At 72.6% G+C, this 22,898-nt stretch carries 16 protein-coding genes; 10 read left to right on the top strand and 6 right to left on the bottom strand.

The genetic code is table 11. The features are described from left to right. Positions 1–16: 16 nt before the first annotated feature. The 3 genes from ABZY45_RS33980 to ABZY45_RS33970 all read left to right on the top strand — a co-directional run bounded on the left by ABZY45_RS33980 (position 17) and on the right by ABZY45_RS33970 (position 7,427). Positions 17–1,543 carry a hypothetical protein gene (locus ABZY45_RS33980; protein WP_356746116.1) on the top strand — a complete coding sequence of 509 codons (1,527 nt, stop codon included), beginning with the start codon at positions 17–19 and terminating at the stop codon, positions 1,541–1,543. A gap of 151 nt (positions 1,544–1,694) precedes the next feature. Beyond that, on the top strand, positions 1,695–2,606 hold the full coding sequence (locus tag ABZY45_RS33975; RefSeq protein ID WP_356746115.1) for a hypothetical protein: 912 nt from the start codon (positions 1,695–1,697) through the stop codon (positions 2,604–2,606). Between the two features lie 120 nt (positions 2,607–2,726). Next, on the top strand, positions 2,727–7,427 hold the full coding sequence (locus ABZY45_RS33970; RefSeq protein ID WP_356746114.1) for a hypothetical protein: 4,701 nt from the start codon (positions 2,727–2,729) through the stop codon (positions 7,425–7,427). Positions 7,428–7,445: 18 nt separating this feature from the next. Here the strand turns inward: ABZY45_RS33970 and ABZY45_RS33965 are convergent, their stop codons facing one another. After that, positions 7,446–7,898, bottom strand: a complete 453-nt coding sequence (locus tag ABZY45_RS33965) for a hypothetical protein (protein ID WP_356746113.1) — start codon at positions 7,896–7,898, stop codon at positions 7,446–7,448. A 503-nt stretch (positions 7,899–8,401) separates the two neighbouring features. On the opposite strand from ABZY45_RS33965, the gene ABZY45_RS33960 reads away from it, so the two are divergent. Genes ABZY45_RS33960 through ABZY45_RS33945 form a run of 4 tightly spaced genes read left to right on the top strand, consistent with a single transcriptional unit; the run spans position 8,402 to position 12,691 of the window. Beyond that, positions 8,402–11,218 carry a nitrate- and nitrite sensing domain-containing protein gene (locus tag ABZY45_RS33960; protein ID WP_356746112.1) on the top strand — a complete coding sequence of 939 codons (2,817 nt, stop codon included), beginning with the start codon at positions 8,402–8,404 and terminating at the stop codon, positions 11,216–11,218. Next, complete coding sequence (locus tag ABZY45_RS33955) at positions 11,215–11,658, top strand: roadblock/LC7 domain-containing protein (RefSeq protein ID WP_145812539.1); 444 nt, start codon at positions 11,215–11,217, stop codon at positions 11,656–11,658. Before ABZY45_RS33960 ends, ABZY45_RS33955 begins: the two co-directional genes overlap by 4 nt. Before the next feature lie 9 nt (positions 11,659–11,667). After that, positions 11,668–12,105, top strand: a complete 438-nt coding sequence (locus tag ABZY45_RS33950) for a DUF742 domain-containing protein (RefSeq protein WP_356746111.1) — start codon at positions 11,668–11,670, stop codon at positions 12,103–12,105. Beyond that, positions 12,086–12,691, top strand: a complete 606-nt coding sequence (locus ABZY45_RS33945; protein WP_356746110.1) for an ATP/GTP-binding protein — start codon at positions 12,086–12,088, stop codon at positions 12,689–12,691. Before ABZY45_RS33950 ends, ABZY45_RS33945 begins: the two co-directional genes overlap by 20 nt. A 131-nt stretch (positions 12,692–12,822) precedes the next feature. On the opposite strand, the gene ABZY45_RS33940 is transcribed toward ABZY45_RS33945, so the two are convergent. Both ABZY45_RS33940 and ABZY45_RS33935 read right to left on the bottom strand, forming a co-directional pair. Beyond that, a complete protein-coding gene (locus tag ABZY45_RS33940) occupies positions 12,823–13,170 on the bottom strand; it encodes a DUF962 domain-containing protein (RefSeq protein WP_356746109.1) in 348 nt (115 codons plus the stop codon). Between the two features lie 127 nt (positions 13,171–13,297). Further along, a complete protein-coding gene (locus tag ABZY45_RS33935) occupies positions 13,298–14,104 on the bottom strand; it encodes a M15 family metallopeptidase (RefSeq protein WP_356746108.1) in 807 nt (268 codons plus the stop codon). Positions 14,105–14,164: 60 nt separating this feature from the next. Between ABZY45_RS33935 and ABZY45_RS33930 the strand changes: the two genes are divergently transcribed. Beyond that, a complete protein-coding gene (locus ABZY45_RS33930; protein ID WP_356746107.1) occupies positions 14,165–14,668 on the top strand; it encodes an NUDIX domain-containing protein in 504 nt (167 codons plus the stop codon). Here the strand turns inward: ABZY45_RS33930 and ABZY45_RS33925 are convergent. Then, the gene (locus ABZY45_RS33925) at positions 14,659–17,028 is read right to left on the bottom strand and encodes a glycoside hydrolase family 31 protein (protein WP_356746106.1); all 2,370 of its coding nucleotides are present in this window, start codon (positions 17,026–17,028) and stop codon (positions 14,659–14,661) included. The two genes, ABZY45_RS33930 and ABZY45_RS33925, sit on opposite strands and share 10 nt — an antisense overlap. A gap of 221 nt (positions 17,029–17,249) precedes the next feature. On the opposite strand from ABZY45_RS33925, the gene ABZY45_RS33920 reads away from it, so the two are divergent. Together ABZY45_RS33920 and ABZY45_RS33915 are read left to right on the top strand one after the other, a co-directional pair. Further along, entirely contained in the window at positions 17,250–19,226 is a 1,977-nt protein-coding gene (locus tag ABZY45_RS33920) for an acetoacetate--CoA ligase (protein ID WP_356746105.1), read from the top strand. A 78-nt stretch (positions 19,227–19,304) separates the two neighbouring features. Next, positions 19,305–20,222: a hypothetical protein gene (locus ABZY45_RS33915; protein WP_356746104.1), complete on the top strand. Its 918-nt coding sequence runs from the start codon at positions 19,305–19,307 to the stop codon at positions 20,220–20,222. A gap of 87 nt (positions 20,223–20,309) precedes the next feature. Here the strand turns inward: ABZY45_RS33915 and ptsP are convergent, their stop codons facing one another. Both ptsP and ABZY45_RS33905 read right to left on the bottom strand, forming a co-directional pair. Beyond that, a complete protein-coding gene (gene ptsP / locus ABZY45_RS33910; protein WP_356746103.1) occupies positions 20,310–21,980 on the bottom strand; it encodes a phosphoenolpyruvate--protein phosphotransferase in 1,671 nt (556 codons plus the stop codon). Positions 21,981–22,056: 76 nt separating this feature from the next. Then, positions 22,057–22,506, bottom strand: a complete 450-nt coding sequence (locus tag ABZY45_RS33905) for a PTS glucose transporter subunit IIA (RefSeq protein ID WP_356746102.1) — start codon at positions 22,504–22,506, stop codon at positions 22,057–22,059. Positions 22,507–22,898 lie beyond the last annotated feature (392 nt).

Here is a 22,898-nt window from a genome sequence, read left to right as displayed (position 1 = left end):
ACCTAATCTGTGCAGCGTGACTTCGCCTGCCGACACCAGCGCCGCTGCGCCCCAGCTCAGCGCGGGACCGAGGCCCGCCCCGGGGCCCGCCGCCGATGAGGGGCTCTCGCGTCGGCTCCGCGCGCTCGCCTGCACCGCCCCGCTGCACGACCTCGACGTGCGCAAGGCGAATCTGGCCGGGGAGTACACGGTCTACGCGATGGCCGAGGTCGCGCTCGCCGCGATCGACCTGGTCACCCTCAACATGGACTTCGACACGGGCGCCGACCACGACCAGATAGTGGCCAGGCTGATTCCCCGGGTCGCCGCCCAGGCGCCTCGCCGCCCCGCCACCGAACACGAGCGGGTGGCCCGCTGGGTCCTGGAGAACCTGATCAACGTAGGCAGCGTGGACCGAGGATTCCGCGCGGTCTACGGCACCTTCGGGCCCGACGGCGTCTACGTGCGCAGGGACTACGACTTCAAACTCATCGAGGAGGTCCCCGGCCACGGCGGCAGCGTCTACCTCCGCGCCACCGACGAGGCGGTCAACGTCCTGGTCGGAGCCCTGGACACCGATGTCACCAGCGCCCAGATCGCCGCCGAGGTGAAGCTGGAGGTCCTCATCAGCCGGGGCCGCCTCGCCGACGCGCAGCTCGCCGCCGAACAGGCCCGTTACCGCACCGTGCAGTACGCCGAGACGCTCCGCAGGACACTGGAGGCGACCCGGCGCAACGTCCGCGCCGTCGACTGGCTGAACGCCGTCCCCGACATGATCACCGAGGCGCTGGACCACGTCGCCGACCGCTACCGCCACGAGAACGCGATCCTCACCAACATCCGCAAGGCCCGGGACGAGGCCGAGGAGCCCGAGCACAAGCGCCGGGCCGCCGAGCTCGTCGACATCGTCAAGGACTGCATCCGCCGCCACACCCAGCTCCAGTCGCGACTGCTGGAGGCGGGGCCGCTCTTCCGCGCGGAGCAGGACCGGCAGGCGTTCGCCACCCCCACCGCCCGGGTCGGCCTCGACCTGTACGGCCAGCTCCTCGCCCCGCTGCTGCCGCTCCCCGTGGAGGAGGCGAGCCGTGTCACGGACGCGTTCTTCACCCGTGGCACCGGGCTGCGCATCCCCACCTCGGTCCGCGTCGGAGACCTGACCGACCTGCTGCTGACGCCCCCGGTGGAGCGTGAGCACCTGGGCGCCGAGATGCCGGAACCCGACCTCATCGCCACCCCCGACGACAGCCGGTTCAGCGAGGAGCAGCTCGGATTCGCCATGGAGCTGCTCGACCTGGAGCACGACGCCCCCCGCCGGCTCTCCGGACTCCTCGCCGAAGCCCGGCTCAGAGACCCCGAGCTGCCCTACCTGGTCGCCCTCCTCGTCGTCCACGCGGCAAGCCCTCCGGTGGGCACGGCCTACCGCCAGGGCGAGCGGCGGCTGTTGTTCGCGGTCGACGACGGCACACAGCTGGAGGACCACGAGTTCGGCGGGGCCGACCTGATAGTGGGCACGGCACTCCTGGACGCCGCGGGCATGGCCGCGGACCGCAAGGACGCCTCATGACCGTGCGCACCGCCGGCCCGCGTCCGCCCGGGTGCGGCGCCCCTGTTGGCAGCGTCACCCGGCGTCCGCCCGAGCGTGGCGGCCCCGTTCGCAGCACCACCCCGCGTCCTCCCGGACGCGGCACCCCCACAGGCACCGAGGAGTCACCGAGTTGAGCGAGCAGCACGCCGAGCACACCGACGCGTGGGGCGACCCGCCCTTCCCGCAGGCGGCCGACGCCGCACGGCAGGCCGCTCCCGCCGCTGTCACCCCCGCCGACGCGGCCGACGCGGCCCGGCTCGTCTCCTTCGGACTCCAGCCCAAGCTGATGCCGGCGCGCGACGCCGAATACGCCGAGCTGCTCCGCCGCTACCGGGAGGAGCCCGCCTTCGCCCGGCTCGCCGACGCGGTCGCCACCGGCCTCGGCCTCATCGTCCTGGAGGTGTCCACCCGCGCGGGCATGGCCGTGACCGCGGCCGAGGACTCCGTCTTCGCCGTACGCATGGGTGACTACGCACGCCGCGCCTCCACGGACTCCGCCGACCGCTTCCTGCACGGCCTCGCCCACCTCGCCGTCGCCGCCATGGCCTTCCCCCGGCCGGAGGATCTGGCCGACGACTCCTACATCGGCCGCATCACGGTCAACGGCGTGGACGCCTTCGTGCGCCAGGCATGCCGGCGCCTGGAGGAGCGGGCAGAGGAGCAGGGGGACAACACCGACCCGGCCACCGACGCCCCCGGCCTGGAATCGGCCTGGCGGATCTACGCCCGCCGCAGTTCCACCGGGGCGACCAAGGACGCCCGCAGACTCGCCGGTTCCACCACCGGCATCATCGGCAAGGCCGTCGCCTTCCTCACCGACTCCGGCTTCCTCCAGCGGACCGGGGACGACGCGGGGGGCGCCTACCGCACCACGGCCCGCTACCAGCTCCAGGTACGTGACATGGCAGGCAGCGCCGCCATGGCCGAACTCCTGGAGCTCGGCGTCGTCCCGGTCACCGACGGCTCGGCCACCCTGCTGCCCCCGCCCGACGCCGAAGGCCTGGAGCTCGCCGCCGACGCGGGGCTCCCCTTCCACTCCTGAGACGCCCGCCCCGCCTGAGACGCCCTGTCGCTCCCGCGACATCCCGCCCTCCCGAGACACCCCGCCCCCGCTGCCCGAGCAGTTGCCCGCCCGCCGCCTGAACGACGAGAGTCCGCCGCCATGTACGAGTTGTCCCGGGTCCGCCTCTACTCCATCGGGCCCGCCGGTGCGCGCTACGCCGACACCGTGCTCGACCTGCGCGGAGTCGGCGAGCCGGTCCCCAGCCCCGCCCCGGCCCAGGCGGAGTTCTTCCAGGAGGAACCCGTCGGGCCGCCCCGCCGCCCGGCGCCCGCCGGAGTGCTGTTCCTGGAGAACGGCGGCGGCAAGTCGGTCCTGCTCAAGCTGATCTTCTCCGTGATGCTGCCGGGCCACCGCAACACCCTCGGCGGGGCCAGTTCCGGCGTCCTGCGCAAGTTCCTGCTCGCCGACGACTGCGGGCACGTGGCCCTGGAGTGGCAGCACACACTCACCGGCGAGTGCGTGGTCGTCGGCAAGGTCAGCGAGTGGCGCGGACGGCAGGTCTCCAACGACCCCCGCAAGTTCGCCGAGGCCTGGTACTCCTTCCGGCCCGGCCCCGGGCTCAGCCTCGACAGCCTCCCCGTCGCCGAGGCCACCTCGGTGGGCCGCCCGGCAGAAGGCGTCTCGGGCGCCCGCGGCAGGCGCCGCACCATGAAGGGCTTCCGGGACGCCCTCACGGACGCCGGCAAGTTCTACCCGCACCTCGACGTGCACTGGGAAGAGATCCACGACCGCTGGAACGAGCACCTCGGCGACCTCGGTCTCGACCCCGAACTTTTCCGCTACCAGCGCGAGATGAACGCCGACGAGGGCGAGGCGGCGGGTCTCTTCGCCGTCAAGAAGGACTCCGACTTCACCGACCTGCTGCTGCGGGCCGTCACCGACACCCGGGACACCGACGGCCTCGCCGACCTCGTCAGCGGCTTCGGCAACAAGCTCGGCCGCCGTGCCGAACTCACCGCCGAGCGTGACTTCACCGCCGGCTCCGTCGACCTGCTGGGCAGGATCGTCGACGCCACGGCCACCCGGGCCCGCAGCCGCGACGTCCACGCCGGTGCCGAGCGGCGCACTCGCACCCTGGCCCGCCGGCTCTCCGGCCGCGCCGCCGAGGAGCGTGGCCGTACCGCCGAGCTGGCGCAGGAGGTCACAGCCGCCGCCCACACCGTCACCGAGGCCGAGAGGACCCGGGGCCACCGGGACCTGGTCGCCGCCGAACTGGCCTACCGGCACGCCTCTCTCGCCCTGGCCGCCGCGGAGAAGAGCGCGGCGGCCCAGCGCCGCGAGCTGGGCGAGGCACGCACCCTGCACGCCGCGTGGCAGGCCGCCGAGGCAGTGCTGCGCCACCGCGCCGCCGCCGACCGTTCCGCCCGTGTCGCCGCGGCCATCCAGGAGGCGGAACGCGACGCCGCCCCGGCCCTCGCGGCTCGCGCCACGGCCGCCGCCGACCTCGTACGCGCCCTGCACACCGCCGCCGAGGCGGGGGAGCGGGTGGCGGACGAGGAGGAGGAACGCTCCGCGATCCTCCAGACCACCGGGGAGACGGCGCACCGGGACGCGACCACCGCGGCCACCGAGGCGCAGCGCGCCCGCAGCGAGGCCGGTCACCTGCGCCAGCGTCTCGCCGAGGTCGAGCAGGAGACCGCCGAGGCCGTCCGGGCCGGCTGGCTCGACGACTCCGCGCCGGACGCCGACCCGGCCCGCGCGGCCCTCGCCGCCAACGACGCGGAGAAGTCCGCGGTCGCCGCCTGGGACACCGCGCGCGAGGCGGCCCGCGCCACCGCCGACCAGGCGCGCGAAGCCGCGGCGGCGGAGAGCCGCACCGAACTCGCCGCGGCCCGCGCCGCAGACGGCGCCCAGGCGGCAGAGCAGTCCTACGAGGCCGAGCGCAGGGCGGCGGAGTCGATCGCGGCGGACACCCGCCTCGCCGACCTGCTGGGTCTCCCCGCCGCCTCCGCCGGAGTGCCCCGCCCCCGCGGGACCGCCGCGACGGACGGCGCCGACGGCACCGCCCTCCGGGACGCGCCTCTCCTCACGGCCGAGGAGTTCGACAACAGCGCCGACGAGCTGCGCGAACTCCTGGACCAGGGCATCGCCTCCGCCGAACGCAGGCTCTTCGACCTGCGCACCGCCGCGGCCGACGACTCGCGCATCCTCGGGGCTCTGGGCGACGGAGGACTGCTGCCCCCGGGCCCCGATGTCCTCGCCACTGTCGAGCATCTCGGCGAGCACGGCATCCCGGCCCTGCCCGGCTGGCGTTACCTCGCCCAGGCGGTCGACCCCGCGGACCACGCATCGGTCCTGGCCACACGCCCCGAGCTCGTCGACGGGGTCGTCATCACCGACCCGGACGCGCACACCCGCGCCCGGGAGGTCCTCGCCGCCGCCGCCCTGCTGCCGAGGTCGGCCGTGGCCGTAGGCACCACCGCGGCCCTGCTCGCCCCCGTACCGGCGTCCGGCGCCGGCGACGGTGTGTTCCTGGTACCGCCGAACCCGGCGATGCACGACGAACACGCCGCAGACGAGGAGCGCCAGGCGCTCAGGGCCCGGGCCGCCGCCCGGGACGAGGACATCAGGACGCTCGCGGCACGGCTCACCGCCGACCGGTCGCTCGCCGCACGCATCGCTTCCTGGCGGGCGGACTGCCCGCCCGGCACGCTCGCCGAGCTCGGAGAAGCCGCGCGTACCGCCCGTGCCACCGCCGAGACCGCGGCTGCCGCACTCGCCGAGGCGCGCACCCTCCGGGCCGAGGCCGACGAGGCAGCCGCCGACGCCGCGCGCGTGCGCGAGGAACGGCAGGAGGCCGCCCAGCGCGCCCGTCGCGCAGCCGACGCGCTCGCCGGCCTCGCTCACCGCCTCCGCGACCGGGCCGGGTGGCAGGCGCGGCTCCGTGAACTGACCGACGAGGCGGCCGAGTCCGAGGCCCGCGCCACGGCGTGCCTGGAGCGCGCACGCGCCGCGGACGAGGACCGAAGGGCCGCCCAGCGCGCCGCCGACGACGCCCACCGCACCGCCCGGGCCCTGCGCGCCGAGCGTGCCGAGATCGCCGGAGCCCCCGAAACCCTCCCGGAGCCGGACGCCACCGCCCCGCGCACCTCACTCCCCGCCCTGCGCGAGGCCTACCGTGCCGCGTCCCGGCTGTACGAGAAGGTCGGCGTCGGCGCGGATCTGCGTGCCGAGCAGGCCCGAGCCGAGAGCGACGAGAGCGCCGCCCTGGCCGAACTCGACCGCCTCACCAACAAGGTCCGTACCCGCGCCGCCCAGCTCCTCGAAGGCACGGACGGAGCCGACGGGCCCTCCCGGCAGGCAGCCGCGGCCCGCGCCGAGTCGCTCGTCCAGATCCTGGAGACCCGGGCCTCCGCCGCGAGTGAGCAGCTCGGCCGTCTCCGGGGCGAGGCCGAACGGCTCGCGCCCGCCGACGAGGCCCTCCACCACACCGAGCTCCCCGCCGATCTCGTCCCCGCCGACGCCGAACAGGCCCAGACCCTGCTGCGCACGGCCACGACCGAACTGGCCGCCGCCACCGCCGCGCTGGACACCGCACGCGCCGCCCACGCCGAACTGCTGCGCGCGCACCGCACCGCCGAGGACTCCGCGAGCGGCTTCGACGAGACCGCTGCGCTCCTGCGGGACCTGCTGAGGGACCCGGGCACGGACGACGACACCGACGCCCCCGACCCGTACCCCGGAACCCTGGAGGAGGCCCGGCAGTCGGCCGCCGAGGCCCGCCGCTCACTGCGCGGCTGCGCCACCGACCTGTCCGCGGCGGAGAGCTCCGTACGGGAGGCGAGTGACATCCTCGTACGGCACGCCAACTCCACCCGCTACGAACAGGTACGCACGCCCGCCCGCCAGCAGATCAGGGAACTTCCCGCCGTCGCGCTGCCGGACCACGCGGAGAAGTGGGCGGCGGCCTTCGCGCCCAGGCTGCGCGTGCTCACCGACGAGCTGGCGCAGCTGGAACGCAATCGCGACTCCATCGTCGACCGGCTGCGCGGCCTGGTGGAGTCCGCCCTCACCACGCTGCGCTCCGCCCAGCGGCTCTCCCAGCTCCCCGAAGGACTGGGGGAGTGGTCAGGCCAGGAGTTCCTCCGGATCCGATTCGACGAGCCCGACCAGGCAACGCTCACCGAGCGGCTCGGCGAGGTCATCGACGAGGCCACGCACGCCGCGCTCAAGAAGAACTCCGATCTGCGCCGGGACGGCATGTCCCTCCTGCTGCGCGGCGTTCAGGCGGCCCTGCAGCCCAAGGGGATCGCGGTGGAGATCCTGAAGCCGGACGCGGTGCTGCGCGCCGAGCGCGTGCCCGTCGGGCAGATGGGCGACGTCTTCTCCGGCGGGCAGCTGCTCACCGCGGCGATCGCGCTCTACTGCACGATGGCCGCGCTGCGCAGCAACGACAGGGGACGCGACCGGCACCGCCACGCGGGCACGCTCTTCCTCGACAACCCCATCGGCCGGGCCAACGCCACCTACCTGCTGGAGCTGCAACGCGCGGTCTCCGACGCCCTGGGCGTCCAGCTCCTCTACACGACCGGGCTGTTCGACACGACGGCGCTCGCCGAGTTCCCGCTCGTCATCCGGCTGCGCAACGACGCAGACCTGCGGGCGGGGCTGAAGTACATCAGTGTGGAGGAGCACCTGCGGCCGGGACTGCCCCAGCAGGACCCCGAGGGCCAGACCGTGCACGGCGAGATCACCGCGACGCGCATGTTCAAGCGGAGCGGCCAGGCACCGGACGCCCCGGGAGGGGCGCCGGTCCCCGAGATGCGCACGGAGATGACGCAGGCGCCGGCCAAGCCGTGAGTCCCCGGGGCGAGGCCGTCAGGCTCGGGAGAGCCTGCCCTCGCCCCGGCGCCGTATCCGTGCCTCCCGGCGTGCGGCCGCCTTGGCGGCGCGCCTGGCGGCCCGGCGTTCCCGCCGCATCCGGCGTGCCGTGCTGCTCGGTACGGACACCACGCCGTTGCGCTGGTTCCACACCTGGCGGGTCACCCACACGTCCAGCACCGACCAGGTGGCGACCACCGTGCCCGCGACACCGCCCAGCACCATCGGGAAGGCGAACCAGGACCCCGCGACGGTGCAGAGGAAGGCCACCATGGCCTGAATGATGGTCAGCGACATGATGAGGACGGCTCGCACCGCGGCCGTCCGGACCGGGTCCGGCATTCTGCGCCGTATCGCGGGTTCCTCCACCCACAGCTGCCGTGGGATGCGGCCTGCCGCCGAACCGGCCGCCGGTGGTGCAGCGCCGTCCCGGCGCTCGTCCGTTTCCAAGGACCTTCAACTCCCCGCCACTGTCCGACTCCAGGGTGGCTGCCCGGCTCGCGCCCGTTCTACGCGGACGATGCCGTTCGGCTGTCGCACGTACCCCCGTGAGGTTCTTCTGCCCCGTACATCTGGACGAACGCCAGAGGGTGAAGATTCCCGACCGGAGGCCGCAACCGGCCCCGAAAGGTCACGGAACGAAGAATTCCAGCCAACTGCCTTGTGTGGATGCACCGCCTTCGGCCAGGGCTTGTCTGTCGCTTTCGCGAACTTCTTCGCCAGAAATACCAGGACAACTGGTGGGCAAGCCAAGGAAGAGCGGCTGGAAAACGTCCGGACACGCCTTCGAGTTACTCGTGGGTCAGTAGTAGGCTCGCGCCGTTTGTTGGCGGAACCCGGGCCGCACCCGGTGGGCCGCGGCGGGATGACTGGACCAACCGTGACAACCGGAACGAAGCCGGACTACACCGACACAACCACCCCCGCGGTGCGGGGCCGAGCTGGGGGAGGCCATGCGCTTTCGCGGGAAGTCCATCCGCAGGAAGATCGTGGCGTTGCTCCTGGTGCCGCTCGCCTCCCTCACCGGCCTGTGGGTCTTCGCCACCTATGTGACCGGCCGTGAAGCCCAGGAACTGATGGGCGCGAGCGCCGTCGTGGAGAAGGTCGGCCACCCGCTCGAGGACACCATCCGCGCCGTGCAGGAGGAGCGCCGCCAGACACTCGTGTTCCTCGCCGACCCCCGCGCCTCCGACGCCCTGCCACTCCTGCAGCGTCAGCGCGCCGCGACCGACCGGGTCGTCGCCGACGTACGCCGGAGCGCCAGGAGCAAGGACGTCCGGGACAAGCTGAGTCCGGAGTCCGAGGCGCGGCTCGACTCGATCCTCAGCGAGGTCGACGGCCTGGACGCGCTGCGCGGATCCGTCGAGAGGCGCACCATCGACCGGACCCGGGCGCTGGACTTCTACAACGGACTGGTCGACCCCTGCTACCGCTTCCTGAACGGTCTCCACACGATGGAGAACGTATCGATGGACAAGCAGGTCAGGGCTCTTGTCGGCATCTCACGCGCCCGCGAGATGCTCTCTCGTGAGGACGCCCTGGTCGCCTCGGGCCTCGTGGCCGGGCGGCTCGGCGCACCCGAGCTCCGGGTCGTCTCCGACCTCGCCGCCAGCCGCGCCCTCCTGTACGACGTCAACCTCGAACTCCTGCCGGGAAGCGAACGCTCCCGAATGGAGCAGTACTGGGGCGGTCCCGACACCGAGCCCCTGCGCAGCGCCGAGCAGAAGCTCATCGCCGCCGGGCCGTTCACCGAACCGGGTGACGTCGACGCCGCACGCTGGGAGGAAGTCGCCCCCACGGTCCTGGACCACCTCGCCAACGACGGCACCGAGATGTCCAACCGCTTCCAGGACCGCGCCGAGCCCGCCGGCTACAGGGTCCTGATCCTGGCCGGTGTCGCCGGTGTCCTCGGGTTCGCCGCCCTGCTGGTGTCGGTCTTCGTCTCCGTACGCGTGGGGCGCGAGCTCATCCGCGACCTCTCCCGGCTGCGCAAGGACGCCCACGAGGTCTCCGGGGTGCGACTTCCCAGCGTCATGCGGCGACTGGCCGCCGGCGAGCAGGTCGACGTCGAGACCGAGGCCCCGCACCTCAGTTACGAGCGTGACGAGATCGGCCAGGTCGGGCAGGCGCTCAACACCCTGCAGCGGGCCGCCGTCGAAGCCGCCGTCAAGCAGGCGGACATGCGCCGGGGCGTCTCCGAGGTCTTCGTCAACCTCGCCCGCCGCAACCAGGTCCTCCTGCACCGCCAGCTGACCCTCCTGGACACCATGGAGCGGCGCACCGAGAACAGCGACGAGCTCGCCGACCTCTTCCGTCTCGACCACCTCACCACCCGCATGCGGCGCCACGCGGAAGGCCTCGTGATCCTCTCCGGGGCGGCCCCCTCCCGGCAGTGGCGCAAGCCGATCCAGCTGATGGACGTGGTGCGGGCGGCCGTGGCGGAGGTGGAGGACTACGAGCGGGTCGAGGTCCGGCGACTGCCCCGCATCGGCGTGGGCGGGCCCGCCGTGGCCGACCTCACCCACCTGATCGCCGAACTGCTGGAGAACGCCACGGTGTTCTCGCCCCCGCACACCGCGGTCCAGGTGCACGGCGAACGGGTGGCGAACGGCTTCACCCTGGAGATCCACGACCGGGGCCTCGGAATGGCGCCGGAAGTCCTCCTGGACGCCAACCTCCGGCTCGCCGAGACCCCGGAGTTCGAGCTCTCCGACACCGACAGGCTCGGCCTCTTCGTCGTCAGCCGGCTGGCCCAGCGGCAGAACGTCCGGGTCTCGCTCCAGACGTCGCCGTACGGAGGGACGACCGCTGTCGTCTTCATCCCGTCCCAGCTGCTCACCGACGCACCCGACACGCACGGCACCGGCTTCCGTCTCGACCGGCGGGCCGAGAAGGCCATCGGCACGGGCCGCCCGGTCAGCGACGCGCCCGGCAGCGACAAGGCCCGCAGGGACGGGGTCGCCGACACGAGCATCCCGGGCAGGCCCTCGGGGCTCTCCCCGGTCCCCGCCGGCCTCACCGACCCGTCCCTGCTCGACGGCCCGGTCGAGCTGGAGGGTCCGGTGGGCACCTTCGGCTTCACCGGCGATCCGGCGCTCGACAGGGCACTCGATCCCGCGCTCGGCCCCGTCCTCGACGGCGTCTCCGATCTCGAGGACACGGAGAGCGAGCGAGGGGGGATCTTCCGCGCCCGTGACCTGCGCAGGGAAACCGACCGCGAGCAGCACCAGCAGGCATTCGACCCGTCCGGCGACACCTCCGCCGACGTCCGGCCGATGCGGCCCGCCGGCCCCGTCCCGCTGCCGCGCCGCACGCCGCCGAAGCTGGTCGCGGACCAGGGCCGCCGCATCGGCGGGCCCGGCCGGCCGGCCGGCGGTGGGCGCGCCCACCCCACGGCCCAGGACGGCTTCCCCACGGCCACCCGCTCCGGCGGCCTCGCGCAGGAGCCCGGCCGGAGCGCGGGCGAGGACGCCCCGGCGCGGCCCCGCCCGGTCTCCCCGGTGCCCGCCCAGGACACGGTGGGCGGCCTCCCGCGCAGGGTCCGGCAGGCGAGCCTCGCCCCACAGCTCCGGGAGGACTCCGCAGGGCGGCCTTCCGGCCACGCGCCCGCGGACACCGACGAGGACCTCGAACGTGACGCGGACGAAGTACGCAATCGCATGGCTTCGCTACAACGCGGCTGGCAGCGCGGTCGTCGGCAGAACGCCGAGGACGAGGCCGGCCCCGGCGAGACAGCACCAGGAACGACTCCGGGAGGGGACGGTCGATGACCGCACCGAACGCAGCAGCACACGACGCCGCACGCCAGGGCTCAGGCGAACTCAATTGGCTCCTCGACGAACTGGTCGAGCGGGTCGCGAGCATCCGCAAGGCGCTGGTCCTCTCCAGTGACGGCCTCGCGACCGGCACGTCCAAGGACCTGCCCCGCGAGGACAGCGAGCACCTCGCGGCCGTCGCCTCCGGATTCCACAGCCTCGCCAAGGGCGTGGGCCGCCACTTCGACGCCGGACGGGTCAGGCAGACCGTGGTCGAGCTCGACGAGGCCTTCCTCTTCGTGACGGCGGCCGGTGACGGCAGCTGCCTCGCCGTCCTGGCCGACTCCGACTCGGACGTCGGGCAGGTGGCGTACGAGATGACCCTGATGGTCAAGCGCGTGGGTGCCCACCTGGCCAACTCGCCCCGGACCACCGGTATGCCCGCCGGAGGGTGAGGCGAGGGCATGAGCGCCGACTCCGTCCGGGACACCGCATCCGGACCACCACCCGCTCCCGCCGCGGCGGGTTCCTCGCGCTGGTACGACGCCGAAGCGGGCCCGGTGGTCCGGCCCTACGCGATGACCCGGGGGCGTACCAGCAGCGCGTCCCGCCACCGTCTCGACCTGATCGCGATCGTCGTCCCCGAACCGGCGGCCGAGGATCCGGGCCGCGACCAGACGCTCTCCCCGGAACACGTGGAGATCGTCCGACTCTGCAACGACCTGCCCCAGTCGATCGCCGAACTGGCCTCAGGCCTCGACCTCCCCGTCGGGGTCGTCCGAGTCCTGGTCGGTGATCTCGTCGAGGACGAACTGGTGCACGTCACCCGTCCCGTTCCGCCGGCCGAGCTGCCGGACGTGAGCATTCTTCGCGAGGTGATCAATGGCCTTCGGGCGCTCTAGCCGCCGGAAGCGGCCCGTCGAGCCCGTCACCCTCAAGATCCTGGTGGCCGGCGGCTTCGGTGTGGGCAAGACGACCATGGTGGGGGCGGTCAGCGAGATCAGACCGCTGCGTACGGAGGAACGGCTGAGCGAGGCGGGCCGTCCCGTGGACGACATCGCAGGGGTGGAGGGCAAGAGCACCACCACGGTGGCCATGGACTTCGGCCGGATCACCTTGCGTGAGGACCTGGTCCTCTATCTGTTCGGGACCCCCGGGCAGGACCGTTTCTGGTTCCTCTGGGACGAACTGTCCCAGGGCGCCCTGGGAGCGGTGGTGCTCGCGGACACCCGGAGGCTGGAGGACTGCTTCGCGGCGGTCGACTACTTCGAGCGCCGCGCGATTCCCTTCACGGTCGCCGTCAACCTCTTCGAGGGCGCCGAGCGGTTCCCCACGGAGACGGTCCGGGCGGCCCTCGATCTCGACCCCGAGGTGCCGGTCCTGCTGTGCGACGCACGCGACAGGACGTCCGTACGGGATGTGCTGGTCGCCGTCGTCGAGCACGCCATGGTGCGTGCCGACGGGCTCAGGGAACCCGCCACGACCTGACGGCAGGACCGAACGCGGCCCGTACCCCCGCCGACCGGGGTACGGGCCGCGCGTACGGTGAGGGGGGCGGCAGGTGTGAGCGAAGTCTTCACCCGTGCTGACGGGTCGTCAACCCCGCGCGCGCGGCGGGCTCACGCGTTCTCCGCGAGCCATTTCTCCGCCGTCTCGGCGAGCTCCCCGTCCCGTCCGGCCAGCATCATCCGGATCATCTGCGCGTCGCCGCGCAGCGACCACGCGGGGTTCCCGAACGTCGCGGGGTTGTTCTTCTCGATGAGGAAGTGCGCGGGCCACGCCGTGCCGTACCCGATCAGCGGCAACGCCAGCGCGTAGCGCTTCCGGCCGCGCGCCAGGCCGTAGGCGGTGAGCGCGAGGCCTGTCAGGGTGCCCGTGAGATGGACCCAGCGTGTCGTCGCCTTGGAGTGCATCGCGACGTAGAAGGGCCAGAACTCTTCATAGGAGCTGAACGTCTGCTGTGACATGAGGGCACCGTAATGGCTCGAAGCGCAACCGGATACGGCGGTCGCGCGTCCGAGTGGAGGAACGGGCGGCCGGCGCCCACGGGGGTGGTCCCGGTCGCCCGTTTCCCCGTCCTTCCGGGGGTGGCCCTCAGTGACCCGCGACGGAACGCCGGGAGACCGGGAAGTCGAAGTAGGTCTCGGGGAAGAGCTCGGGCTTGAAGGTGAAGTGCCACCACTCCTCGGCCAGATTCACGAAACCCAGCCCGGTGAGGGTCCCCTTGAGGAGCTGCCTGTTGGCGCGCTGCGCCCCTTGCACCCGGGGGTCATCCGTGTGCGACAGGGTGTCGAAGCAGTCGTACCCCGTTCCCATGTCCACCGAGTTGTCCGGGAAGCGCTCGGCCTGCGGCGCGTAGCACGGCGCGAGCTCCTCGCCCGGCTCGTAGGGCCTGGTGGGGAGAGCGGGCAGTTTCACGAGGGTGAGGTCCACGGTGCTGCCCCGGCTGTGGCCGGACCTCTCCGCGATGTAACCGTCCTCGAACAGCCGCGACTTGTCGACCTGCGGATAGAACTCGTCCTTCATCGCCTGGTCGTCGAGATCCTTCGCCCAGCGCACGAAGTGGTCGACCGCCCGCTGAGGCCGGTAACAGTCGTACACCTTGAGCGAGTAGCCCTGCCGCAACAGGCTCCGCTGAGCCGTGCGCAGGGCGAGGGCGGCGGGCCGCGTCAGGATGCACAGGGGCTGCCGGTAGCCGTCCACCGGCTCTCCCATGAAGTTGTGCGCGGTGGTGTAGCGCATCTCCGTGATGATCGTCGGATCGACGGAGCGAAGGTCGACGAACTCCGGGGGAGCTTTGGGTTCGGGGCGTGCCACAGCGGCCGGGGTGGCAGCGGTCAGGGCGAGAAGCGCGGCAGCGGTGGTGCCCAGGGCGCGGAGGACACGGTTCATTCCTGTCATGGGCACACCGTCTATCAGTTTCGGAGCCGCAGGAGAAGGGTGATCGGATACAGTCCGCCCGTGAAGGACTCCCACTGCGGCTTCTGCGGGACCCCGTACGCCACCGGCGCCGACAACTGGCCACGCACCTGCGGGACATGCGGCCACACCGCCTACCGAAACCCGCTGCCCGTCGCCGTCGCCCTCCTGCCCGTCACCGGCCCGCGGGGCACCGGCCTCGTCGTCATCACCCGCACCATCCCTCCGAACCGGGGCGGCATCGCCCTGCCCGGCGGGTACATCGACCAGGCCGAGGACTGGCGCCACGCCGTCGTACGCGAACTCGTCGAGGAGACCGGCATCCGGGCCGAGCAGACGGACGTCCGCCTCGCCGACGCCCTCAGCTCCCCGGACGGCCACCTCCTGCTCTTCGGACTGCTCCCGCAGCGTCCCGAAGACGCACTCCCGCCCTCCGTCCCGACCGACGAGACCTCGGGGTACGCCGTGCTGCGCACCCCGGACGAACTCGCCTTCCCGCTCCACACCCAGGCCGTACGGTCCTGGTTCGACGGCCACTACCGCTGAGCCGGCTCACCCAGGCCCCGCACCCGGACCGGGCACTCCACCGCGCCCTTCCCGCCCTCCCGCTCGACCACCACACGCCCGGCCACGAGGCGCGAGGTGTACCGCTCGGGCTCCGCACGTTCCCAACCGTCGCCCGTGTCGCGTACGACGAGACCGCCACCCGTGCGCCCCGCCCGTGGCGCCCACACCTCCAACTCCGGGCCACCGTCCGCACCCCGCACCGGGATCACCGCACCCGCGCGCGCCAGCACCGGGATCCGGGAGAGCGGCGCCTCCACCATCATCTGCCCCGGCCCCTCGTACGCCCGGCCCGTCGCCGTGTCGTACCACCGCCCCGGGGGCAGCCGCACCGGCCGGCGGACCGCACCCTCCTCCAGCACAGGGGCCACCAGCAGCGCGTCGCCCAGAAGGAACGCGTCCTCGCAGTCCCGCAGCGCCCGGTCCCCGGAAGCCCCCCACCACAACGGACGCACATACGGCGCACCGGCCAGCCGGGCCAGCTCCGCCAGCGTCACGAAGTACGGCAGCAGCCGCTCCCGCTCCCGGAGAGCCTCCCCGGCGTGCGCGAGCACCTCCGGACCGAACTCCCACGGCTCCCGGCGCCCCGCGTCGAGGGCCGCACGGGTGCGGAACAACGGCATGTACGCGCCCAGCTGGAACCAGCGCAGGTACAGCTCCGGCGACGGCGACCCGTCGAACCCCCCGATGTCGGGGCCCGAATACGGCACCCCGCAGAGCCCGAGCCCCAGCACCAGTGCCAGGGAGGCCCGCAGCCCCGGCCACCCCGTCGCCACGTCCCCGGACCAGGTACCCCCGTACCGCTGCATCCCCGCCCAGCCCGAACGGGAGAACAGGAAGGGCCGTTCGTCGGGGCGCAGCCGGAGCAGCCCCTCGTATCCGGCCCGCGCCATCGTCAGGCCGTACACGTTGTGAGCCTCCCGATGGTCCCCGCCCGCACCCTCCAGCGCGTGCCGCGCCGAACGCGGCAACGTCGGGTCCCCGAAGGCCGAGAAGGAGACCGGCTCGTTCATGTCGTGCCACACCCCGGAGAAGCCCTGCGCGAGCCTCTCCTCGTACAGAGAACCCCACCACTCCCGCACAAGCGGATCAGTGAAGTCCGGAAAGACGCACTCACCCGGCCACACCTCACCGAGCACCGGCCGCCCCTGCGCGTCCCGTACGAACGCCCCCCGCGTACCGACCGCCGTACCGCTGTCGTACACCGCGTTCCCCACCGCGGCACGCACCGCCGGATCGACGCTCGACACCAGCCGCACCCCGGCCTCGCGCAACTCCGCCGCCAGCCCGGGCAGATCGGGAAACCGCTCCCGGTCGACCGTGAACACCTGATGCGCGTCGTGGTGATCGATGTCCAGATGCAGCACCGACAACGGAAGCCCCCTCTCCCGGTACCCCGCCACGACACGGCGCACCTCCTGCGCGCTGCCGAATCCCCACCGCGCGTGCTGCGGCCCCAGCGCCCATGACGGCGGCAGCGCGGGCGCGCCCGTCAGCGCCGTCCAGCCCTGCAGCACCCTGGCCGGCGTCCCCACCACCACCCAGCAGCGGAGCGGGCCGCCCTCCATCCGCACCTCGCACGCCCCCGGCCGGTCATGGCCCGAACCCGCCCCCTCCTCACCCTCCCGGAGCGTCACAGCGCCGGCCCAGCTGTTGTCATGGAACGCCAGATGCACCCCCGCGTCCGACACGACCAGCTGCACCGGCATCGTCAGGTACAGCGGATCGTCCCCGGGACCGAAGCGGCCTCCCGGGTCGGTGTTCCACAACCGGTAGGTGCCCTCCCGCAGCCTCGGCCCGCCGGCCCGCCCGCCCAGCCCGAAGAACCGCGCGTCGGCCGGGACCTCGGACCTCTGCACCCACCGCGGCGCGCCCCCGTCCACCGGCTCCCACCAGCGCGGCGGCAGCTCACGGCGCAGCACCACCCCGCCCGGCGTGCGCAGCTCGACCGCCCCGTGCCGCGACACCACGACCGTCAGCCGCTCGGCGACCACCTGCCAGCCACCGTTCGTGTCCGGCTCCAGACGCGCACGCGTGTCCGGCTCCGGCGCCGCTCCCGGCAGGGCGTACGACGGCAGCGGTGCCGCGCCGTCCCAGGACCAGAACACCGCACCCCCGACCGCCACCCGGATCCTGAGCTCGGAGCGGGCGAACCGGACGACACCCCCGCCCGGCTCCGGTTCCGCACTGACGAGCAGGCCGGGCACACGCGCTCGTTCCGCGCCCCGCGGCACCAGCTCCCGGGCATCCGCGCGCCGGTGCCGCCAGGCGGAGCGCACCGAACGCATCCCCTGTACGGAACCGACCATTTTCACCGAGCGCAGCAGGTCACGACCATCCATGGCGGCCACCCTGCCATCAGCCAGGACGAAAACGTGCCCCGTTCAGCTCCCGTTCACCTGTGGCTCCACCACACAACGGGACACGCAACCATGGCAGGCGGACCCTGGTGCGCAAGACGATCACATGGCATCGTCCGTGAGTGCCGTTCACGCGCACATCCCCGCTCGTGCGCGCGACGGACGCACACCCCGCGTACACCCCGAAAGACCAGGGAGCCGCCATGACCTCAGCAGCCGACGAAGCACCCCTCTGGCAGCCCGGGCCCGAGCGCGTCGAGGCCGCTGCCGTCACCCGTTTCCAGCAATGGGCGGCCGGGACGTACGGAGCACCTGCCGACGGAGGCTACGCGGCGCTGCACCGCTGGTCGGTCGACGAGCTCGACACCTTCTGGAAGGCGGTCGCCGACTGGTTCGACGTACGCTTCTCCACCCCGTACGAGACCGTCATCGGTGACCGCGCCATGCCCGGCGCCCAGTGGTTCCCAGGCGCCACCCTCAACTACGCCGAACACGCCCTGCGCACGGCCACCGACCCGTTGCGCGCCGAGACCCCCGCCCTGCTGTACGTCGACGAGACCCACACGCAGGCCGCGACCAGCTGGTCCGAACTCCGGCGCCAGGTGGGCTCGCTGGCCGCGCGACTCCGTGACCTCGGTGTCGCCCCCGGCGACCGGGTCAGCGGCTACCTCCCCAACATCCCGCAGGCGGTCGTCGCGTTCCTCGCCACCGCCGCCGTCGGCGCGGTCTGGACCTCCTGCGCCCCCGACTTCGGCGCCCGCAGCGTCCTCGACCGCTTCCAGCAGGTCGAGCCCGTCGTCCTGTTCACCGTCGACGGTTACCGCTACGGCGGCAAGGAGCACGACCGCACCACCACCGTCGCCGAGCTGCGCCGCGAACTCCCCACCCTGCGGGCGGTCGTGCACATCCCGCTCCTCGGTACCCAGGCACCGGAAGGCGCCCTGGAATGGTCGGCGCTCACGGCTGCCGACACCGAGCCGGTCTTCGAACCCGTCCCCTTCGAGCATCCGCTGTGGGTGCTGTACTCCTCCGGCACCACCGGGCTGCCGAAGGCGATCGTCCAGTCCCAGGGCGGGATTCTCCTCGAACACTTCAAGCAGCTCGGCCTGCACTGCGACCTCGGTCCCGACGACCGCTTCTTCTGGTACACCTCCACCGGCTGGATGATGTGGAACTTCCTCGTCTCCGGCCTGCTCACCGGCACCACCGTCGTGCTGTACGACGGCAGTCCCGGCCATCCGGACGTCAGCGCCCAGTGGCGCGTCGCCGAACAGACCGGCGCGACCCTCTTCGGCACCTCCGCCGCCTACGTCATGGCCTGCCGCAAGGCCGGCGTCCACCCGGGCCGGGACCACGACCTCAGCCGCGTCCAGTGCGTCGCCACCACCGGCTCCCCGCTCCCGCCGGACGGCTTCCGCTGGCTCCACGACGAGGTCGCCGAGGACCTGTGGATCGCCTCCGTCAGCGGCGGGACCGACGTCTGCAGCTGCTTCGCCGGCGCGGTGCCCACGCTGCCGGTCCACATCGGCGAACTCCAGGCCCCCTGCCTCGGCACGGACCTCCAGTCCTGGGACCCCGCGGGCGAACCGCTGACGGGCGAGGTCGGCGAGCTCGTCGTCACCGCCCCCATGCCCTCCATGCCGGTCCGCTTCTGGAACGACCCCGACGGCAGCCGCTACCACGACAGCTACTTCGACATGTACCCCGGCGTCTGGCGCCACGGGGACTGGATCACCCTCACCGAGCGCGGCTCGGTCGTCATCCACGGCCGCTCCGACTCCACCCTCAACCGGCAGGGTGTGCGCATGGGATCCGCCGACATCTACGAGGCGGTGGAACGGCTCCCCGAGATCCGCGAATCCCTCGTCATCGGCATCGAGGAGCCGGACGGCGGCTACTGGATGCCGCTCTTCGTCCACCTCGCCGAGGGCGCCACGCTCGACGACGCACTCCGCGACAGCATCAAGCGGACCATCCGCGAGAACCTCTCGCCGCGGCATGTGCCGGACGAGGTCATCGAGGTGCCCGGCATCCCCCACACCCTCACCGGCAAGCGCATCGAGGTCCCGGTCAAGCGGCTCCTCCAGGGCACGGCCCTGTCCAAGGCGGTCAACCCGGGCTCCATCGACAACCTCGAACTCCTCCACTTCTACGAGGACCTCGCGCGCGAACGCCACTGACCGGACCGGCCGGAGGGCCTTTGTCAGTCCCCCTGATTACGCTGAGTGAGCATCGATCCACAGCGCACAGGGGGACTCATGGCGCACGACAAGCAGCAGACCACCCGCACCCGGCACCGGGCAGGGACATCCATCCGCCGCGCACTGCGCCGCGAAGCCACCAGCACGGTCGGCCTCCTGGTCGACCCCGAGGACTTCGCGGCCATGCGCCGCTACCGCACCTTCACCTTCGACGACCACTCCGTCTACCTCCGGCAGGTCGAAGGCCTGCTGAGGACGCTCGCCTCGCAGGGCACCCACACCACCGTGGCCCTCTTCGACCCGGAGGACTACGCCGAGTTCTGTGCCGAAGAGGGCCTCGACCCCGACGACCGCACGAACCGCGGCCGTTTCACCGCCGAAGTCGCCGCGACGGGCGCCACCGTGGCGTACGCAGGCCAGCCCATCGACACGCTGGTTCCGCTGCTCGTCTCACGCGCGGTCCGCCGCGCGACATGGGAGTACGCCACGATGCTGCTCGCCGACCTCGGCGACTGCGCGGACTGCGGGCAGGACATCGGCAGGGCGGCCTTCGACCGTGCCTCCCATCTGCTGGCGCGGCTGCTGGACACCGCGGGGCCGGGTACCCACCACATCGTGTGCAGCACTCCCACGGAGAGCGAACAGCTCCTCGCCGTCCTGCACACCGCGCGGGACCCGGAAGGGCCGGCACGCCTCGCGTCCACGGAGGGAGCGGAGTTCGCCACCGTCCTCGCGGTCGGCATCGCGCTGGAGACCCGGGGCGGTGTCGTCCTGCGCACCACCGCCCCGGGCATGCCGGACCGCGTGCACGGCTGGCGTCTGCACAGGGGAAGCCTCCTCCCGCTCACGGCGGGCGAGGTCTTCAGCGTCTACTGCACCGACGCCGACACGGGCGACCCCGTCTCCCCGGAGCCGGGCGTGGAGTACTGCGCGGGCTTCGACATCGGAGCCGACGCACCGGAGGCACACCGCTGAGAAGCGAGGGCAGACGGAAGGGGCCCCGGCCGTCACCGGCGGGACCCCTTCACCTGCCCGTCCGCGCGCACGCGGCCCGGGCCCGTCTCACTCGCCCGACAGCACCGCCTGCGCCGCGAGGCGTGCCTCGTCGGCGGAGTCCGCCGCACGCGCGGCGGAGGCGGCACGCTCGCACTGCGCGAGCGTGTGCTTCGCCAGCGTCGCCCGCACGTAGGGGATGGACGCCGCACCCATCGACAGCGAGGTGACACCCAGACCGGTCAGCACACACGCGAGCAGCGGGTCCGAGGCGGCCTCGCCACAGACACCGCAGCTCTTGCCCTCCGCCCTGGCGGCCTCGGCAGACAGCGCCACCAGATCCAGCAGGGCCGGCTGCCACGGGTCCTGAAGCCGCGACACCGCGCCCACCTGACGGTCGGCCGCGAAGGTGTACTGGGCCAGGTCGTTGGTGCCCAGCGACAGGAACTCCACCTCCTGGAGGATGGAGCGGGCCCTGAGCGCGGCGGACGGGATCTCCACCATCGCGCCGAACTTCGCCTGGAGCCCCGCCTCGCGGCAGGCATCGGCGAAGGCCTTCGCATCGGCACGGTCCGCCACCATCGGGGCCATGACCTCGAGGTACACCGGCAGCCCCTCGGCCGCCCGGGCCAGTGCCGTCAGCTGGGTCCGCAGCACGTCCGGGTGGTCCAGCAGGCTGCGCAGACCACGCACACCCAGCGCGGGGTTCGGCTCGTCGGCGGGGGTCAGGAAGTCCAGCGGCTTGTCCGCACCCGCGTCCAGCACCCGTACGACGACACGGCCTTCGGGGAACGCCTCCAGCACCGCGCGGTACGCCGCGATCTGCTTCTCCTCGGACGGCGCCTGCTTGCTGTCGTCCAGGAAGAGGAACTCCGTGCGGAACAGCCCGACGCCCTCGGCTCCGGCCTCGACCGCCGCGGGCACGTCACCGGGACCGCCCACGTTGGCGAGCAGCGGCACCTTGTGACCGTCGGAGGTGGCCCCGGGACCGGTCACGGCCGACAGGGCCGCCTTCCGGGCAGCCGAGGCGCTCTCCATCTCGGCGCGCTTCTCCTGGCTCGGCTCGACGAAGATCTCACCGGTGCTGCCGTCCACCGCGACGACGGTGCCCTCGGCGATCTCGCCCGCTCCGGGCAGGGCCACCACAGCCGGCACCCCGAGCGCCCGCGCCAGGATGGCACTGTGGCTGGTCGGCCCGCCCTCCTCCGTGACGAAACCGAGCACCAGCGTGGGGTCGAGCAGCGCCGTGTCCGCGGGAGCCAGGTCACGCGCGATCAGCACGTACGGCTCGTCGCTGTCCGGCACACCCGGCATCGGAACACCGAGAAGCCGCGCCACGATCCGGTTCCGGACGTCATCGAGGTCGGCCACCCGCCCCGCCAGGTACTCCCCGGCATTGGCCAGCAGGGCCCGGTAAGCGGCGAACGCGTCGTAGACACCACGCTCCGCGGTGCTGCCGACAGCGATACGGCGCTCGACGTCGGCGATGAGTTCGGGGTCCTGCGCCATCATGGCCTGGGCCTCCAGCACGTGCTGGGCCTCGCCCCCGGCCAGGTTGCCGCGCGCGATGAGGTCGGCCGCGACAGCTTCCACGGCCTGGCGGGCGCGCCCCTGCTCGCGCTCGGCCTCCTCCGCGGGAATCTGCTTGGCCGGCGGTTCGAGAACCGCAGTGCCCATGTGCCGAACTTCGCCGATCGCCACCCCGTGGCTCACGCCGACGCCTCGCAGCGTTGTCTCCATTTCACCGTCTCCGATTGTGCGGCGGCTGTGCCACCGCGGTGGGTACCCGAACTGGCTCGTCAGTGCGCCGAGGGGGTCACTGCCAGCCGAACAGCGTCTCGCCGATCTTCACGTCGCCGTCCTCACGTACTTCGGAGAGCGACTCGGCGGTGGCCTCCAGGGCCACGACCGGGCAGATCGCCGACTTCCCGGCCGCCTCGACGCCGGCGGGGTCCCAGCGCACGATGCCCTGGCCGCGAGTCACCGTGTCTCCCTTGTTCACGAGGAGCTCGAAGCCCTCGCCGTTGAGCTGCACCGTGTCGATCCCGAGGTGCGTCAGCACCCCGTGCCCCTGGTCGTCCACGACGACAAAGGCGTGCGGGTGCAGGGAGACGACGATTCCGTCGACCGGCGAGACGGCCTCGGAAGGCTCGCGCACGGGGTCGATCGCTGTACCGGGACCCACCATCGCTCCGGAGAACACGGGGTCGGGGACCGCGGTGAGCCCGATGGCGCGGCCGGCAAGAGGGGACGTCACTGTGGTCATGGAGAGCCTCCCAGGGGTGGGGATCCGTCTGTCACCGCCACGGATGGAGGGCGGCGTACTGATCAGCAGCGTAAGTCATATGAAGTCCCGGTTCCGCCCGAGAGCTACCGGTTGGCGGACCTAGAGGCACACCGGAAACGATTTGCCTCGTCTAACGGGGAGCTGTACTGTCGTACTCCTGCCTGGCCCCACCGAGACCTCTGGTCCGGGGTCGGCGGCGACTCCCGAGCCAAGACTGTAACTCTGATCGAGCTTCCGCATGCCCGCGGGACCCTGGTCAAGGGAATAGGAAAAGGCCTGATAGAGTCGGACTCGCCGGAAAGGGAAACGCGAAAGCGAAGAACTGGAAAGCGAAACAAGCAGTAACCCGCTTCGACCGGGAATCGGACACG

Origin of the sequence: Streptomyces sp. NPDC006516 (assembly GCF_040611875.1) — a bacterium.
Taxonomy (GTDB): domain Bacteria; phylum Actinomycetota; class Actinomycetes; order Streptomycetales; family Streptomycetaceae; genus Streptomyces.
Note: the sequence above shows the minus strand (reverse complement) of the source record. Positions and strands in the feature narration are given on the sequence as shown.